The sequence below is a fragment of the Streptomyces sp. NPDC126499 genome, assembly GCF_040302485.1.
Taxonomy (GTDB): Bacteria; Actinomycetota; Actinomycetes; order Streptomycetales; family Streptomycetaceae; genus Streptomyces.
This window is the reverse complement of sequence record NZ_JBEOUO010000005.1, coordinates 268,657-284,604: the sequence shown is the minus strand read 5'-3', so window position 1 is coordinate 284,604 and position 15,948 is coordinate 268,657. Positions and strand designations below refer to the sequence as shown.

Here is a 15,948-nt window from a genome sequence, read left to right as displayed (position 1 = left end):
CCTATACGCGACCGATGAAAGGATTCGCCCGAATCCCCGGCCGCGACGCGGAGGCCGAACCGCCGTCACCGGTCCAGGCCTTCGACACTTATCCACAGGGGTGGTGGGGGTCGTGGCCCGGCGCGTACGGTGCCAGACATGAAGATCCTGATCAGCGCCGACATGGAAGGCGCCACCGGTGTGACCTGGCCCGCCGACGTGCTGCCCGGCACACCGCAGTGGGAGCGGTGCCGGTCCATGTTCACCTCGGACGTGAACGCGGCGGTGCTCGGCTTCTTCGACGGCGGCGCCGACGAGGTCCTCGTCAACGAGGCGCACTGGACCATGCGCAATCTGCTCCTGGAGCGGCTCGACGAGCGGGCCGAGATGATCACCGGGCGTCACAAGTCGCTGTCCATGGTCGAGGGCGTCCAGCACGGCGACGTCGACGGCATCGCCTTCGTGGGCTACCACACCGGAGCGGGCGCCGAGGGGGTCCTCGCCCACACCTATCTCGCCAACTCCATCACCGGCGTCTGGCTCAACGGAGTGCGCGCGAGCGAAGGGCTGCTCAACGCGCACGTCGTGGCCGAGTTCGGAGTCCCCGTCATCCTCGTCACCGGCGACGACCTGACCTGCGAGGACGCCCTCGGCTACGCACCGGAGGCGCGCAAGGTCGCCGTGAAGGACCACGTCTCGCGCTACGCGGCCGTCTGCCGTACGCCCGCCCGCACGGCCGCCGAGATCCGCGCGGCGGCCAAGGACGCGGCCTCGCTCGCCGTGCGGCACGAGCCGGTCGCCGGCGGGCCGTTCACGGTGGAGCTGGAGTTCGACGCCGAGCATCTGGCCGCCGCCGCGACGGTGGTCCCGGGTACGGGACGGAGTGGCGAGAGACGCGTCGCCTACACCAGCGAGACGATGTACGAGGCAATTCGCACGTTCAAGGCGGTCACCACGATCGTGTCCGCCGCTGTGGAGGAGCAGTATGGCTGAGGAGGACCGGGGTCCTGACGGTGCGGCGCTCGACGAGGTCGTCACCTTCACCTCCGAACTGATCAGGATCGACACCACCAACCGCGGCGGCGGCGACTGCCGCGAGCGGCCCGCCGCCGAGTACGTGGCGGAGCGGCTCGCCGGTGCCGGTCTCGAGCCCACGCTCCTGGAGCGCACCCCGGGCCGCACCAACGTCGTCGCCCGGATCCCCGGCACCGACCCCACGGCCGACGCGCTGCTCGTCCACGGTCACCTCGACGTCGTCCCGGCGGAGGCCGCCGACTGGACCGTGCACCCCTTCTCCGGCGAGGTCCGCGACGGGGTCGTCTGGGGGCGGGGCGCCGTCGACATGAAGAACGTGGACGCGATGGTGCTCGCCGTCGTCCGCTCCTGGGCCCGCCAGGGCGTCCGGCCGCGCCGGGACGTCGTCATCGCCTACACCGCCGACGAGGAGGCGAGCGCCGAGGACGGATCAGGCTTCCTCGCCGACCGGCACGCCGGCCTCTTCGAGGGCTGCACGGAGGGCATCAGCGAGTCCGGCGCGTTCAGCTTCCATCCCGACCCCGGCACCACCCTCTACCCGATCGCGGCCGGCGAGCGCGGCACGGCCTGGCTCAAGCTCACCGCGCACGGCAGGGCCGGCCACGGCTCCAAGGTCAACACGGCCAACGCGGTCACGCGTCTCGCCGCGGCCGTCGCCCGCATCGGCGCCCACCAGTGGCCTGTCCGGCTCACCCCGACCGTGCGGGCCGCGCTCAGGGAGCTGGCCGCGCTGTACGGGATCGAGACCGACGTCGACGCCCCCGACTTCGACACCGACGTCCTCCTGGAGAAGCTGGGTCCGGCCGCCGCCCTGGTCCAGCCCACCGTCCGCAACAGCGCCAACCCGACGATGCTGGACGCCGGTTACAAGGTGAACGTGATCCCGGGGCATGCCGTCGCCTACGTCGACGGCCGGATGCTGCCCGGCGGTGAGGAGGAGTTCGCCGAGACGATGGACCGGCTCACCGGTCCCGACGTGCAGTGGGAGTTCCACCACCGCGAGGTGCCCCTGGAGGCGCCGGTCGACTCGCCGACCTTTGCCAAGCTGCGCGCCGCGGTCGAGCGCTTCGACCCGGACGGGCACGTCGTCCCCTTCTCCATGTCGGGTGGCACCGACGCCAAGCAGTTCTCCCGACTCGGCATCACCGGCTACGGCTTCTCTCCGCTGAAGCTGCCGCCCGGCTTGGACTACGGGGCGCTGTTCCACGGCGTCGACGAGCGCGTCCCGGTCGACGCCCTCCACTTCGGCGTCCGCGTCCTCGACCACTACCTGCGGACCGCCTGACCCCGCTCGACCACCCGACCGCCGACGACACGACCACCCGACCACCCGACGGCCCGACGACCCGACGGCCCAACGACCCGAAGACCCGACCGCGCACACGCGCCCGCACGACCCGCACAAAGGGGGAACCTGATGGCACCCACGGCCACCTACGGCAGCTGGCCGTCACCCATCGGCGCCGCGCTCGCCGCCGCGCACGACGGGCGACCCGAGTACGTCGGCGTCGTCGGCGAAGAGGTCTGGTGGACCGCCCCGCGCCCCGCCGAGGGCGGGCGCCGCGCCCTGGTGCGCCTCCGCCCCGACGGCACCGAGGAGTCGGTGCTGCCCTCGCCGTGGAACGTGCGCAGCAGGGTCATCGAGTACGGCGGGCAGCCCTGGGCCGGCACGGTGCGGGCGGACGGTTCGACGCTCCTCGTCTTCTGCCACCACCCCGACCAGCGGCTCTACGCCTACGAGCCGGACGCCGCCGACGGCGCCGGGCCGAGGCCGCTCACCCCCGTCTCCACCACCGGCGGTGGACTGCGCTGGGTCGATCCGGTGCTCCGCCCCGAGCGGGGCGAGGTCTGGTGCGTGCTCGAGGAGTTCACCGGCCCCGCGCCCACCGACGTACGCCGGGTCATCGCCGCCGTGCCGCTCGACGGCTCCGCCGCCGAGGACCGCTCCCTGGTGCGTGAACTCACCGACGCGCGCCACCGCTTCGTCACCGGCCCCCGGCTCTCGCCCGACGGGCGGCGGGCCGCCTGGATCGCCTGGGACCACCCCCGCATGCCCTGGGACGGCACCGAGGTCCTGCTCGCCGAGGTCACCGAGGACGGCCGTCTGGGCAGCCCCCGTACCGTCGCCGGCGGTCCCGAGGAATCGGTGCCGCAGGTCGGCTGGACCCCCGACGGCCGACTGCTCCACCTCAGCGACCGCACCGGTTGGTGGAACCTCTACCGCGGCGCCGAGACCGGCGAGCCGGTGCCGCTCTGCCCGCGCCCCGAGGAGTTCGGCGGGGCACTCTGGAAGATCGGCCTCAGCTGGTTCCAGCCGCTCGACAACGGGCTGATCGCCGTCGTCCACGGCACGGGCGCCACCGCCCTCGGCATACTCGACCCGGAGACCGGCGAGCTGGTCGACGCCGCCGGCCCCTGGACCGAGTGGGCCGCCACCCTCGCCGTCCACGGCACCCGCGTCGTCGGCGTCGCCGCCAGCCCCCGCAGCGCCTACGAGGTCGTGGAGCTGGACACCCGTACCGGCCGCACCAGGGTCATCGGCTCCCCGCACCACGACCCGGTCGACCCCGCCTACTACCCCGAGCCACAGATCCGCACCTTCACCGGACCCGGCGACCGCGAGATCCACGCCCACGTCTACCCGCCGCACAACCCCGACCGCACCGCCCCCGGCGACCAGCTCCCGCCCTATGTGATCTGGGCACACGGCGGCCCCACCGGGCACGCCCCGCTCGTACTCGACCTGGAGATCGCCTACTTCACCTCCCGTGGCATCGGCGTCGCCGAGGTCAACTACGGCGGCTCCACCGGCTACGGCCGGGAGTACCGCGAGCGGCTGCGCGAACAGTGGGGCGTCGTCGACGTCGAGGACTGCGCCGCCGTGGCCCGCGCCCTCGCCGACGAGGGCACGGCCGACCCGGCCCGCCTCGCCGTCCGGGGCGGCAGCGCCGGCGGCTGGACCGCGGCCACCTCCCTCGTCCACAGCGACCTCTACGCCTGCGGCACCATCATCTATCCCATCCTCGACCCGGCCGCCTGGGCGGACGGCGAGACCCACGATTTTGAAGCGGAGTACCCGCGCTCGCTGATCGGCCCGCTCGACGAGGTGCCCGCCCGCTACCGGGAACGCTCCCCGCTGGAGCACGTCGATCGGGTCACCGCGCCCTTCCTGCTGCTCCAGGGCCTCGACGACGTGATCTGCCCGCCAGCCCAGGCCGAGAGGTTCCTCGCCAAGACGGCAGGCCGGGGCGTCCCGCACGCCTACCTCGCCTTCGAGGGCGAGGGGCACGGCTTCCGCAGGGCCGACACGATGACCCGCGCCCTCGAAGCCGAACTCGGCCTGTACGTCCGCACCTTCGGACTCGACCGCTTCGACGTGCCCGCCCTGGAGATGAGGAAATGACCACGCCGCCGGTACGGCCCCCGAGGCTGCGCCCCGGTGACCGGGTGGCCGTCGTCGCGCCCAGCGGCCCCGTCCCCGAGGAGCGGCTGCGGGCCGGACTCGCCATCCTGCGCGACTGGGACCTCGACCCGGTCGTGGCCCCCCACGTCCTCGACACCCACCCCACCCTCGGCCACCTCGCCGGCACGGACGAGGACCGCGCCCGTGACCTGACCGAGGCCTGGTGCGACCCGGACGTCTCCGCCGTGCTCTGCGCCCGCGGCGGCTACGGCGCCCAGCGCATGGTCGACCTGCTCGACTGGGCGGCGATACGGGCCGCGGGACCCAAGGTGCTCGTCGGATACAGCGACGTCACCGCCCTCCACGAGGCCTTCGCCGTCCGCCTCGGCGTCGCCACCCTGCACGGCCCGATGATCGCCGCCGGAGCCTTCCTCGACGACTCCCGCACCCAGGAGTCCCTGCGCGCCACCCTCTTCGAGCCGGAGTCGGTGCGCACCCTCGGCCTGGACACCGCCAGGGCGCTGGTCCCGGGCCGGGCGCACGGCGTCACCCTCGGCGGCTGCGTCAGCCTGCTGGCGGCCGACCTCGGCACCCCGCACGCCCGGCCCTCGGCCCGTGGCGGGCTGCTGCTCCTGGAGGACGTGGGGGAGGAGCCGTACCGGCTCGACCGGATCCTCACCCAACTGCTGCGTTCCGGCTGGCTGGACGGCGTCGCCGGGATCGGCCTCGGCTCTTGGGAGGAGTGCGGCCCGTACGAGGAGGTGCGCGCCGTCCTCGCCGACCGGCTCGGCGGGCTCGGCGTGCCGGTCGTGGAGGAGATGGGCTTCGGGCACCACGCGAGCGCGCCGACCGTACCGTTCGGGATACCGGCGGTCCTGGACGCGGAGGCGGGGACGCTCACCCTCGACGTACCGGCGCTGAGCTGAGGCCCGTCCGGCCGCTCCCTACGCCGAGACGTGCCGGGCCCGCTCCCTTCACTGAATCTCCGTCAACAACCTTTGTCCGGCGCGTTGACGACCCTCTCGCGCGCGTCACACCATGGGCCCGGCCCCGTACCTACCGGTAGGTACGTCGTTCGCGCGTCCTCGGTGTGGAGGTTCCCGTGTCCCCTGCCCTGCCCGCCCTGTCCAGATCCCGCAAGCTCCTCGCGCTCACGGCCGGGGCCGTGATGGCAGCCCCGCTCGCCCTCACCGCCCCCGCCGCCCAGGCCGCCGACACGACCATGAGCGGCGCCACCGGCACGTACACCGTCACCCCCCTGCGCTTCACCGTCCAGGCGGGCGGCCGGACCTGCGCCGTCGATGCCGACCTCTACCGCCCCGACGGCGTCGACGCCGCGCACCCCGCACCCGCCGTCCTCGCCACCAACGGCTTCGGCGGCAGCAAGAACGACGGCTCCACCGACGCCATCGGCAAGGCCGTCGCCGCCCGCGGCTACGTCGGACTCGTCTACTCCGGCCTCGGCTTCGGCAGGAGCGGATGCCTCATCTCCCTCGACGACCCGCGCATCGACGGCCAGGCCGCCGCCCGGCTCCTCGACTTCCTCGCCGGCACCCGCGCCGCCGACGACGGCACCCGCGCCGACTTCGTCACCAAGGACGGCACCGACGACCCCCGGGTCGGCATGATCGGCGGCTCCTACGGCGGCGCGATCCAGCTGGCCACCGCCGCCGCCGACCCCCGCCTCGACGCCCTCGTCCCCCTCATCACCTGGAACGACCTCGCCTACTCCCTCGCCCCCAACAGCGCCGACCGCGACACCCCCGGCGTCTTCAAATGGCAGTGGGCCAACGGCTTCTACCTCATGGGCGAGGGCCAGCCCCTGCTCGTGCCCTCCCTCGACCCCAGCCGCGTCAACTCCCTCAGCTGCCTCCACTTCGTCACCGACGCCTGCGACACCGTCCGCCTGCTCAACTCCGGCAGCTACCCGGAGGCGGACGCGGAGAAGATGCTCGCCTTCGCCCGCAGCGTCTCCCCGGTCTCCTACCTCGACCGGGTCAAGGCCCCCACCCTCGTCGTCCAGGGCCAGGCCGACAGCCTGTTCAACCTCAACGAGGCACAGGACACCTACGAGAAGCTCCAGCGGCAGGGCGTCGAGACCAAGATGATCTGGCAGTCCTGGGGTCACAGCGGCGGCCGGAAACCCGGTGAACTCGACCTCGGCTCGGGCGACCTGGAGAACAGCTACGTCGGTCGGCGCGTCCTCGCCTGGTTCGAGCGCCACCTGCGCGGCGACCGCACGGTCGACACCGGCGCCGAGTTCGCCTACTACCGTGACTGGCAGAGCGGCTACGGCACCGCCGCGACCGTGCCCGCGCTCAGCCAGAAGCTCTACCTCTCCGGCGACGGCAAACTCGTCGACAACCGCGCCAAGGTCACCCGCGGCTCCCGCAGCTACGCCAACTGGCTCGTGCCCACCAGCCACTCCGAGTCCTCGCTCGCCGGCCTGATCGGACTGCCCGACCCCGAGCCGTACGACATCGCCGGCACCCACCTCGGCTGGACCACCGCCCCGCTCACCGCCCCGGCCGACCTCGTCGGCGCGCCGCGCGCCACCCTGAAGGTCGTCTCCCCGCGCACCGAACGCGTCCAGGACTCCGGCGACGCCGCCGACAAACTGGTCCTCTTCGCCAAGCTGTACGACGTGGCCCCCGACGGCACGAAGACCCTCGTCAACCGGCTCGTCGCCCCCGTCCGCGTGCCGGACGTCACCCGCCCCTTCACCGTCGAACTCCCCGGCATCGTCCACCGCTACGAGACGGGACACCGCCTGGAGTTCGTGATCGCCGCCAGCGACACCGCCTACTCGGGCAACCGGGGCATCAAGCCGGTGACCGTCGTCAGCGCCCCCGAGGACACCGGGACGCTGGAACTGCCCCTCGTCCAGGGACGGGTCGGCTAGGCAATGCGCTGGCGGCGGCTCTCCCGGGGAGACCGCCGCCCGCCGCCCTGGTCCTTGGGGGCCGGGCCGGCGGGCGGCGGTTCACGCCAGGGGGGAGCGCCTAGCCGGCGACGAGCGGCGCGAGGGCCGCGTAACCCGGGCGGATCAGCTCGTCGATCAGGCGGCGGCGCTCCGGCAGGGGCAGGAAGGCGGCCTCCAGGGCGGCGACGGTGAACTCCTCGAAGACCTCCGGGCCGTAGCCGAAGGCGTCCACCATGTGCTGGAACTCCTCGCTCATGGTGGTGCCGGAGACCAGCCGGTTGTCCGTGTTGAGGGTGATCCGGAATCCCAGGCGGCGCAGCTCGTCGATCGGGTGCGAGGCGTAGTCCTTCGCCGCGCCCGTCTGCAGGTTGGAGGTCGGGCAGACCTCCAGCGCGATGCGGTTGTCCCGGACGTACGCGGCGAGCCGGCCCAGCGTGCCGTCCTCGGCGATGTCGTCGGTGATCCGCACGCCGTGGCCGATCCGCTCGGTGCCGCAGACCTGTACGGCCTCGTGGATCGACTCGGCGCCGACGGCCTCGCCGGCGTGGATCGTGAAGTGGCAGTTCTCGCGCTTCAGGTGCTGGAAGGCGGCCAGGTGGCGGGCCGGCGGGTTGCCGATCTCGCCGCCGGCGATGTCGAAGCCCGCCACGCCGTTGTCCCGGTGGGCCACGGTCAGCCGTGCGATCTCCAGCGAGCGGTCGGTGTGCCGCATACCGGTGAGCAGCGTACGGACGGTGATCCGGCCGCCGGTACGGCGCTCGCCCTCGCGGAAGCCCTCGTTCACGGCCTCCACGACCTCGTCGAGGGCGAGCCCGCCCTCCAGGTGCTGCTCGGGGGCGTAGCGGATCTCGGCGTAGACGACCCCGTCGGCGGCCAGGTCCTCGGCGCACTCGGCCGCGATCCGCGTGAGCGCCTCGCGGGTCTGCATCACCGCACACGTGTGGGCGAAGGTCTCCAGATACCGCTCCAGCGAACCGGAGTCGGCGGCCTCCCGGAACCAGACGGCCAGCTCGGCGGGGTCCTCGGTGGGCAGCCCGGTGTACCCGCACTCCCGCGCGAGCTCCACGATCGTGGCCGGGCGGAGCCCGCCGTCGAGGTGGTCGTGCAGGACGGCCTTGGGGGCCCGTCGGATCCAGTCGGCGACGACGGGGGAGGAGGCGGGAACGGCAGGGGCGGCAGGGTTGTCAGACAAGTGCATGGCGGGGAAGTGTACGCCACTCAGCGGCGGCGGTGGTGTGACGGTGGCGACAGGGGGCCACGCGACCAGGCCGGGAGGGCGGTCGGAGGCCCGGCCCGACGGCTGACCAGGTGTACGGGCCGATGGCCGATCGGGGGTGCGGGCCGAGGGCCGAGCAGGCCTGTGGGTCGATGGCGGACCGGGCGTGCGGGCCGAGGGCCGAGGGGGCGTGTGGGCCGATGGCCGACCGGGCGTGCGGGCCGAGTGTCGAGGGGGCGTGTGGGTCGATGGGGGACGGGGCGTGCGGGGCGGTGGCGGCCGGTCCGCCGCCTCAGTTCGTCTGCAGGACCGGCAGGGCGGGCGCGCCCGTCGGCAGCATGTGCTTGGCGGCGAGCACCGGGGTGCCGTCGACCCGCACCACCTGTGTGACCAGCACCGCGGGCGTGTCCGCCGACCGGCCCAGCTGCTCGCCCCTGCGGCGGCCGAGCAGCGTCGCCGTGACGGCGCTGTGCGCGGCCAGCGGAACCCCCCGCGAGGCGCCCGCGAGCACCGCCAGCATCGAGGTGTGCTCGGGCGCCGCCTCGGTGCGCAGCGCCTCGGCGAAGGCCGGGTGGGCGCGGCCCAGGACCTCGTCGTCGGCGGCCCACTCGTGACTCAGGGCGGCGGGCCCCGACTCCCCGGCCAGCACGGACTCCCAGAACCGCAGCTCGGCCCCGGCCGGGGCGAGCAGGTGCTGGGTGGTGAAGTCGGTGGGCTCCTCGACGGAGCGCAGCAGGCCCCGCACCCGCAGCGGTGCGCCGGCCCCGAGCAGTTCCTCCAGGGCCTGGACGTGCTCGAAGCCGCGCCGCGGCGGGTGCGCGTTCACCGTGCGGCCCACCCCTCGGCGCACCGTCAGCAGCCCGTCCTCCTGGAGCAGCAGCAGCGCCTCGCGCAGCGCGGGCCGGCTCACGCCGAGTTCGCCCGCGAGCTTCGGCTCCGAGGGCAGCGTGGATCCCGGCGGGTAGGTGCCGTCGTGGATGGCGTCCGCGATCCGTTCGTAGAGCGCGACGACGGGTCGACGCTGCTGTCCGCCGGCTGCCACGGATCCTCCTCGTGCTGGTGCCCGTGCCTCTGCCCGGGTCCTCTGTGCGGGGCCTCTGCTCGGGCTCTGTGCGCGGGTCCTGTGCTCGGATCCACCGTATCGGCCCCACGTTGTCTGACAAGTCACTCGTACGGCCCGTCCGCCGCCCCCGAACGTTGCGCATCGGACCATCCTGGGGGGACGCACGACGCAGGGAGGCGGGCCGGTCATGAGTCCCACGGAAACATCGAGCACGGGCAGGGACCGGGCGGGTGGCGTGCTCACCCCCGGTCGGATCGCCATCGCGGCCGGCCGTTACGGAGCCGCCAGGAGCCGCAGGTGAGGCGGGCGGCCGTCGTCGTGGCCGTTGCCGCACTCGCGCTCTGGGCCGTGGCGGTCAGTTCGACGGACACGGACATCGACCCGAAGACGGACACGGAGACGGATACGGGCACGGACATAGGTACGGGCACGGGCACCGATCCGGAGGCGGAACAAGGCGCAGACGCGGTGGTGGAACGGGACGGCAGCGCGGTCGCCCCGGGCGGGAGCCGCGGGAACCGAAGGATGCCCGCCCTCCTCGGCATCAGCCTGTGGCGGGTCTTCACCGCCCTCACCCCGCGCACCCACCTCGACGTCCACGACGTGAGCGGCGGCGACCGCCGTGTCCTCTGGCCCCCGAACTGGCGGGTCTGCACGCAGCACCCCGCCCCCGGCGCCGAGCGCGGCCCGCGCGGCCGGGTCGTGGTCGGCGTGGTGAAGAAGGGCGAAAGCTGCCCCGCCCGAGTGACGGCGGCCCGCCGCTGACCCCCGTGTCGGCGCCGCCCGCCGCTGAACCCATGTCGGCGCCACCCACCCGGGCCGCACCCGCCCCCCGCCCGGCCCGCCAGGCCCCGACCGGCCTCCACCCGCCCCCGCCCGGCCTCCACCCCCCCGGCCCACCCGGACCCGACCGGCCCGCCAGGACTCCGCCCCCGCCCGGCCGCCGCTAGCCTGAGCACATGTCCGACGATCTTGGTCCGTATCTCGCCACGGGGCCGCGCGTCGGCCTGCGGCCGTTCCGCCTCGACGACGGCGAGGAGTTCACCGCCCGGGCCCGCGAGAGCCGCGCGCTGCACGCGCCCTGGCTCTTCCCGCCACGGACGCCCGAGGCGTACGCCGCCTATGCCCGGCAGCTCCTGGACGACCCGGCGAGGGCCGGGTTCCTCGTCTGTGAGCGCGACAGCGGCGGTATCGCCGGGTTCGTGAACATCAACAACATCGTCCGGGGCGCCTTCCTCTCCGGCGCGCTCGGATACGGCGCCTTCGCGCACGCCGCCGGGCGCGGACTGCTCTCGGAGGGCCTCCGGCTCGTCCTCGCGTACGCCTTCGGACCGCTCGGACTGCACCGCCTGGAGGCCAACATCCAGCCCCGCAACACCGCGTCCCGCACCCTCGTCCGCAGGGCCGGTTTCCGTCTCGAAGGCTTCTCGCCCGCGATGCTGTTCATCGACGGGGCGTGGCGGGACCACGAACGCTGGGCGACGACCGCCGACCAGCGGCCGGACATGCGACGCTCGTAGTCAGCGCTCGTCATCAGCGCTCGTAGGCACCGCCGGTGGTCAGCGCTTGTAGTTGATCTTCATGGTGTCCATGTCGGTGACCGTGGACTTCAGCCCGCCGTGGCCGTGGCCGAGCTCCTTGAGGGCCCGCTCCACCCGGTCCTCCGCGAGCGCCGCCGCCATCTCCTCGCCGTCCGCCGCGTCGGAGACGACCACCAGACGGTACGAGAAGTGCTTCAGCGTCCGGTCGTAGGCGAGCGAGCCCTCCTCGGTGAACTGCATCGCCGACAGGCCGTGCTCGTCGGCCTCGGCGAGGAGCCGGCTGCGGCTCTCCTCCGACAGTCCGTCGAACGTGCCCCGGACGATCACCCGGTAGGTGTGCTGCTCGCTCATTGCCCCGCGCCTTCCCGATACCGGCCTCGGTACCCGGCACCCACCCTACGGCGGCAGGTGTAGACCGCAACGGAATTTCTCGCTACGGAAGGTAGGGCTCCTGCGCTGAACACTTCCCCACGCCGCTCTGCGGGCGGGAGGCGGTCCAGCGGTTTCTCACTCGGGTCGCCCGGCGAAGAAGTCCGTAAGGGAAGACGCGAGCGCTTCCGGAGCCTCTTCGGCCACGTGATGCCCGGAGTCGATGCCGTGGCCGCGTACGTCCGGTGCCCACTGCCGCCAGATCTTCACCGGGTCCCCGTACAGGTCCTCGAGGTCGTCCCGGAGCGACCAGAGGACCAGCGCCGGGCACTGGATCTGTGTTCCGGTCGCGCGGTCGTCCTCCTCGTGCCGCCGGTCGATGGTGAGACCGGCCCGGTAGTCCTCCAGCATCGCCCGCACCACGTCGGGGTTCCTCGTGGCAGCCCGCCACTCGTCATGGTTCTCCTGCCCCATGCTCTGGGGGTCACCGCGGTACCAGCTGTCCGGATCGGCGTTGATGACCCGCTCGGGGATGTCCGGCTGGGCGAAGAAGAACCAGTGCCACCACCGCGTGGCGAACTCGGCCGTGACGCGGGACAAGTGCTCGGTGAGGGGCAGACAGTCGATCAGCGCCACCCGTGAGACCGCGTCGGGATGATCGAGAGCAAGACGCAGCGCGACACAGCCTCCCCGGTCATGCCCGGCGAGCGCGAACCGGGCATGGCCGAGGGAGTGCATCACCTCGACCACGTCACCAGCCACGGCCCGCTTGGAGTATCCCGCGTGGTCCGCGGTGGGCGCCGGACCGGTGGACCGGCCGTATCCACGGAGATCGGGACAGACCACGGTGAAACCGCCTCGGACGAGGAGCGGGGCGACGCGATGCCAGGTCGCGGATGTCCGTGGGTGGCCGTGCAGCAGCACCACCGGCGGCCCTTCCCCGCCGTAGCGAACGAGAATCGATGCTTCACCGACCTGAACCCGCCTGGTCTCAAAGCCCTCGAACAAGGCCCGAACCTCCATCCTCGTCGACAACACACCGCCACGGCGCCCATCGGCCCAGGACAACCCCGTCTCGCCCACACGGACCACCGGGCCACCAGGCTGCGCGGGCTGACCCTCTTTGCCGACGGGTGCTGAACCGACACAGCTTTCCTCATGCCCCGCAGACCCCGTGGACACAACTGCCTGATCCACCAACGGTGTCGTCGAGCCGGCGGCCCCGGAACCCCGGTCGGTCGACGAGCAGGACCGGGACGGGCTGCCCCGTGACACGGCCCGGCAGCTCGGCCACGCCCCGCCCGTCGCTCATCGGACCCGGCACAGGATCTCGCCGTGCGGCACCATGAACCAGGCGTCCGCCTCCCCGCCCCAGGTGCGCCACGCGCCGGCGAGGGACGCCAGGTCCTCGTGGGTCGCGTGGCCGCCCTCGACGGCCAGACGGGCGTAGACGGACTCGGTGGTGCGCTCCGCCCAGAGGCCGCTCCACCAGTCGCGTTCCCCGGGCGTGGCGAAGCACCAGGCGGCGGCGGAGGCGGTGACGTCGGTGAAGCCCGCGCGGCGGGCCCAGGACAGCAGGCGGCGTCCGGCGTCCGGCTCGCCGCCGTTGGCGCGGGCGACTCGTCGGTAGAGGGCCTGCCACTCGTCCAGGCCCGGGGTCGACGGGAACCAGGTGAAGGCCCCGTAGTCGCTGTCCCGGGCGGCCACCACACCGCCCGGCCGGCACACCCGGCGCATCTCGCGCAGCGCCTGGACCGGGTCGCCCACGTGCTGGAGCACCTGATGGGCGTGGACGACGTCGAAGGAGTCGTCGGGGAAGGCCAGTGCGTGGACGTCGGCGACGGCGAACTCCACGTTGTCCAGACCCCGTTCGGCCGCCGCCGCCCGCGCCTTCACCAGGACGTCCGCGGCCGCGTCCACCCCGGTCACCCGCCCCGGCGCGACCCGCGCGGCCAGGTCCGCGGTGATCGTGCCGGGCCCGCAGCCGACGTCCAGGACGTCCAGGCCGGACCGCAGTTCGGGAACGAGGTACGCGGCCGAGTTCTCGACGGTGCGCCAGCTGTGCGAGCGCAGGACGGACTCGTGGTGGCCGTGCGTGTAGACGGCGGACTCATGCGCCATGACCGGACTCCCTTGGGTGAGTGGGTGTGATCACGGTACGCCGATCAGCCGCATCGTGAGACCCCGTTCTCATGATGTGGACGCGACCGCTGAATCACCCCGTCGGGTCAGGGAGTTCACCTCCTCGTCGGACGCCCGCTCCGCGCCCCTGCGCGCGCCACTCCCACCGCCGCTCGCCCTCGTGGAGCACCTCCGTCGGCGCCAGTCCGGCCGCCGTCGCCACCGCCGCCGAGGCGTGGTGCTCCGGATGCACATGCGCCACGAGCCGCGGCACTCCCCGCTCCCGCAGCCAGTCGGTCAGGACCACCGCCGCCTCGCGGGCGAGTCCGCGCCCCTGCCAGGGCGTGCCCACCACCCAGGCGACCTCGGCCCCGTCGGCCGTCACCGTGGCCTGCACCGTCCCGACCGCCACCCCTGCCGCCTCCGCCACCCCTGCTGCCTCCGCCGACCCGGCCTCCACCACCGCCCCCGACGCCCCCGCCGCCCCGTACGGTCCCTCCGTCCCCACCGCCGACCCCGCCGCCCCGTACGCCCCCTGCGCCCCCACGCGCAGCCGCAGCGCCCAGTTGCACCACACCGTCCCCGGATCGGGCGACCCCGCGAGCAGCCGTCGGTAGCGGGCGCGGAGTTCCGGTTCGGGAAGCGGGGTGCCGCCGATGAAGGCGTGCAGGGCAGGGTCGGCGAGGGCTTCGGCCAGCTCGGCGGCGTGGCCGAGCCGCAGCGGCTCCAGGTCCAGGCGGGCGCCACGCAGCGGGACGGCGGCGAAGACGTGCGCATCGGGTGCTGTCATCCGTCCAGTCTCCCCGCCGACTCTTCCCGCCGACTCTTCCCAGCGACTCTCCCCGGCGGCTCTTCCCGTCGACTCTTCCCGGCGACTCTCCCTTGCGACCACGCGGCCGTGTCCCCGAGCGGCGAATCCCGTGGAACCTCCGTATAAAGGGCTCTGGGGGGCAGAAGGCTCCGGGGCGCCGATGCCGGACGCCCAGGTGCAGGCGCGGGTGCGAGGAGGGCCGGGAGATGCGGCGGGACGTGCGGCGGACGGCCCCGGAGGGCCGCGGCCCGGTGCGCTACGGGCCGCCGGCGCCGGAGCCCGGCCTCCCCGTGCTGCCCGGCCTGGCCGCCCTCGTCGCCGCCGCGGCCGACCGGCCCGTCCCCGAACCCCCCGGCGGCGGACCCGTCCTGCGCGAGGCCGCCGCCGGCTACTGGTGGCGGCGCGGACTGCGTACCCACGCCGAGGACGTCGTCGCCGCCCCCGGCGCCCCGCCGCTGCTGCTCGCCCTCATCGCCGCCCACGGCGGCGACCTCCTGTTGCCCCGTCCCTGCCCCGCCTGGTGGAGCCCCCAGGCCCGGCTCCTCGGCCGTCCCGCCTACCACGTGCCCACGCCCGCCGAGTGCGGCGGCGTGCCCGATCCGTTCGCCCTCCTGGAGACCGTCCGCCGGGTCCGCGCCGAAGGCGGCGACCCCCGCCTGCTGCTGCTGTCCGTCGCCGACGACCCCACCGCCACCGTCGCCCCGCCCGAGCTCGTCCGCGAGGCCTGCGAGGCCGCCGTCGCCGCGGGCCTGCACATCATCAGCGACGAGACCTGGCGCGACACCCTGCACCGCCCCCAGGAGACGGTGCTGCTCAGCCCCGCCGAGATGTGCCCCGACGACGTCACCGTCCTCACCGACCTGGGCGGCGCCCTCGCCCCCGCCGCCTGGCCCTGCGCCGTCGCCCGCTTCCCGCCCGCCGCCGCCCGCACCGGAGGCCACGGCGGCCGCAGGCCCCGCACCCTCGACGTCCTCACCGCGCTCGGTGCCCTCGTGCCGGGCCCCTTCGCCCCCGCCGCGGCCCACGCCCTCGACGAACCCGAGGACGTCACCGTACGGGCCCGGCTCACCGCCCATCTGCACGGGCGGGTGGCCGCCGCCGTCCACCACGCGGTGCTCTCGGCCGGCGCCCTCGCCCGGCCCCCGGAGGCCGGCCGCCACCTCTACGCCGACCTCGGTCCGCTGCGCGCCGGGCTCGCCGCCCGAGGCGTCACCGACTCCCTCGAACTGGAGAACCACCTCACCGAGCGGCTCGACACTCCCGTCCCCGGCGGTCACCGCTTCGGCGACGAACTCGGCGCGCTGCGCGTACGGTTCGGCACCGCGGCCTTCCTGGGAGCCACCGAGGAGGAGCGCACCACGGCCCTCACCGCGCCCCGCCCCGAGGAACTGCCGCACGTGGCCGACGCGTTGAGCTCCTTCGGAGCCGCCCTCGACGAACTGACCCGGTGACGACGAGCGCCGGCCCCACCGACGGCCGGCGGAACA

Annotated in this window: 14 protein-coding genes; 8 read left to right on the top strand and 6 right to left on the bottom strand. The window is 74.0% G+C overall.

Annotated features, from left to right (window positions below; all coding sequences use genetic code 11):
* Positions 1–138 precede the first annotated feature (138 nt).
* From ABTZ91_RS09820 to ABTZ91_RS09800, 5 genes are all read left to right on the top strand, one after another.
* On the top strand, positions 139–972 hold the full coding sequence (locus ABTZ91_RS09820) for a M55 family metallopeptidase (protein ID WP_352076611.1): 834 nt from the start codon (positions 139–141) through the stop codon (positions 970–972).
* Positions 965–2,299, top strand: coding sequence for a M20/M25/M40 family metallo-hydrolase (locus tag ABTZ91_RS09815; RefSeq protein WP_352076610.1), 1,335 nt, complete (start codon positions 965–967; stop codon positions 2,297–2,299). The genes ABTZ91_RS09820 and ABTZ91_RS09815 overlap by 8 nt, the downstream gene beginning before the upstream one ends.
* A 132-nt stretch (positions 2,300–2,431) precedes the next feature.
* A complete protein-coding gene (locus tag ABTZ91_RS09810) occupies positions 2,432–4,417 on the top strand; it encodes a prolyl oligopeptidase family serine peptidase (protein WP_352076609.1) in 1,986 nt (661 codons plus the stop codon).
* The gene (locus tag ABTZ91_RS09805) at positions 4,414–5,343 is read left to right on the top strand and encodes an LD-carboxypeptidase (RefSeq protein ID WP_352076608.1); all 930 of its coding nucleotides are present in this window, start codon (positions 4,414–4,416) and stop codon (positions 5,341–5,343) included. Before ABTZ91_RS09810 ends, ABTZ91_RS09805 begins: the two co-directional genes overlap by 4 nt.
* Positions 5,344–5,585: 242 nt before the next feature.
* Complete coding sequence (locus ABTZ91_RS09800; RefSeq protein WP_352076705.1) at positions 5,586–7,319, top strand: CocE/NonD family hydrolase; 1,734 nt, start codon at positions 5,586–5,588, stop codon at positions 7,317–7,319.
* 100 nt (positions 7,320–7,419) lie between these two features.
* Here the strand turns inward: ABTZ91_RS09800 and ABTZ91_RS09795 are convergent, their stop codons facing one another.
* Positions 7,420–8,538 carry an adenosine deaminase gene (locus ABTZ91_RS09795; RefSeq protein WP_352076607.1) on the bottom strand — a complete coding sequence of 373 codons (1,119 nt, stop codon included), beginning with the start codon at positions 8,536–8,538 and terminating at the stop codon, positions 7,420–7,422.
* A 310-nt stretch (positions 8,539–8,848) separates the two neighbouring features.
* Entirely contained in the window at positions 8,849–9,598 is a 750-nt protein-coding gene (locus ABTZ91_RS09790) for a GntR family transcriptional regulator (protein WP_352076606.1), read from the bottom strand.
* A gap of 318 nt (positions 9,599–9,916) precedes the next feature.
* Between ABTZ91_RS09790 and ABTZ91_RS09785 the strand changes: the two genes are divergently transcribed.
* Positions 9,917–10,384, top strand: coding sequence for a hypothetical protein (locus ABTZ91_RS09785; RefSeq protein WP_352076605.1), 468 nt, complete (start codon positions 9,917–9,919; stop codon positions 10,382–10,384).
* 194 nt (positions 10,385–10,578) lie between these two features.
* Positions 10,579–11,139 (top strand): GNAT family protein, encoded by a 561-nt coding sequence (locus ABTZ91_RS09780; protein ID WP_352076604.1) that lies wholly within the window; start codon positions 10,579–10,581, stop codon positions 11,137–11,139.
* Between the two features lie 39 nt (positions 11,140–11,178).
* On the opposite strand, the gene ABTZ91_RS09775 is transcribed toward ABTZ91_RS09780, so the two are convergent.
* The 4 genes from ABTZ91_RS09775 to ABTZ91_RS09760 all read right to left on the bottom strand — a co-directional run bounded on the left by ABTZ91_RS09775 (position 11,179) and on the right by ABTZ91_RS09760 (position 14,440).
* Positions 11,179–11,511 carry a DUF6204 family protein gene (locus tag ABTZ91_RS09775; protein WP_352076603.1) on the bottom strand — a complete coding sequence of 111 codons (333 nt, stop codon included), beginning with the start codon at positions 11,509–11,511 and terminating at the stop codon, positions 11,179–11,181.
* Positions 11,512–11,667: 156 nt separating this feature from the next.
* Positions 11,668–12,537 (bottom strand): alpha/beta hydrolase, encoded by an 870-nt coding sequence (locus ABTZ91_RS09770; RefSeq protein ID WP_352076704.1) that lies wholly within the window; start codon positions 12,535–12,537, stop codon positions 11,668–11,670.
* 300 nt (positions 12,538–12,837) lie between these two features.
* Entirely contained in the window at positions 12,838–13,650 is an 813-nt protein-coding gene (locus ABTZ91_RS09765) for a methyltransferase domain-containing protein (protein ID WP_352076602.1), read from the bottom strand.
* 94 nt (positions 13,651–13,744) lie between these two features.
* On the bottom strand, positions 13,745–14,440 hold the full coding sequence (locus ABTZ91_RS09760) for a GNAT family N-acetyltransferase (RefSeq protein WP_352076601.1): 696 nt from the start codon (positions 14,438–14,440) through the stop codon (positions 13,745–13,747).
* 227 nt (positions 14,441–14,667) lie between these two features.
* Here ABTZ91_RS09760 and ABTZ91_RS09755 point away from each other — a divergent pair, with 227 nt between their 5' ends.
* The gene (locus tag ABTZ91_RS09755; protein WP_352076600.1) at positions 14,668–15,912 is read left to right on the top strand and encodes an aminotransferase class I/II-fold pyridoxal phosphate-dependent enzyme; all 1,245 of its coding nucleotides are present in this window, start codon (positions 14,668–14,670) and stop codon (positions 15,910–15,912) included.
* Positions 15,913–15,948: the final 36 nt, after the last annotated feature.

What these genes read in the sequence shown, in the direction of transcription:
- ABTZ91_RS09820 (WP_352076611.1), top strand. Translation starts at nt 139, where the DNA reads ATGAAGATCCTGATCAGCGCCGACATGGAAGGCGCCACCGGTGTGACC.
- ABTZ91_RS09815 (WP_352076610.1), top strand. Translation starts at nt 965, where the DNA reads ATGGCTGAGGAGGACCGGGGTCCTGACGGTGCGGCGCTCGACGAGGTC.
- ABTZ91_RS09810 (WP_352076609.1), top strand. Translation starts at nt 2,432, where the DNA reads ATGGCACCCACGGCCACCTACGGCAGCTGGCCGTCACCCATCGGCGCC.
- ABTZ91_RS09805 (WP_352076608.1), top strand. Translation starts at nt 4,414, where the DNA reads ATGACCACGCCGCCGGTACGGCCCCCGAGGCTGCGCCCCGGTGACCGG.
- ABTZ91_RS09800 (WP_352076705.1), top strand. Translation starts at nt 5,586, where the DNA reads ATGGCAGCCCCGCTCGCCCTCACCGCCCCCGCCGCCCAGGCCGCCGAC.
- ABTZ91_RS09795 (WP_352076607.1), bottom strand. Translation starts at nt 8,538, where the DNA reads ATGCACTTGTCTGACAACCCTGCCGCCCCTGCCGTTCCCGCCTCCTCC.
- ABTZ91_RS09780 (WP_352076604.1), top strand. Translation starts at nt 10,579, where the DNA reads ATGTCCGACGATCTTGGTCCGTATCTCGCCACGGGGCCGCGCGTCGGC.
- ABTZ91_RS09775 (WP_352076603.1), bottom strand. Translation starts at nt 11,511, where the DNA reads ATGAGCGAGCAGCACACCTACCGGGTGATCGTCCGGGGCACGTTCGAC.
- ABTZ91_RS09765 (WP_352076602.1), bottom strand. Translation starts at nt 13,650, where the DNA reads ATGGCGCATGAGTCCGCCGTCTACACGCACGGCCACCACGAGTCCGTC.
- ABTZ91_RS09760 (WP_352076601.1), bottom strand. Translation starts at nt 14,440, where the DNA reads ATGACAGCACCCGATGCGCACGTCTTCGCCGCCGTCCCGCTGCGTGGC.
- ABTZ91_RS09755 (WP_352076600.1), top strand. Translation starts at nt 14,668, where the DNA reads ATGCGGCGGGACGTGCGGCGGACGGCCCCGGAGGGCCGCGGCCCGGTG.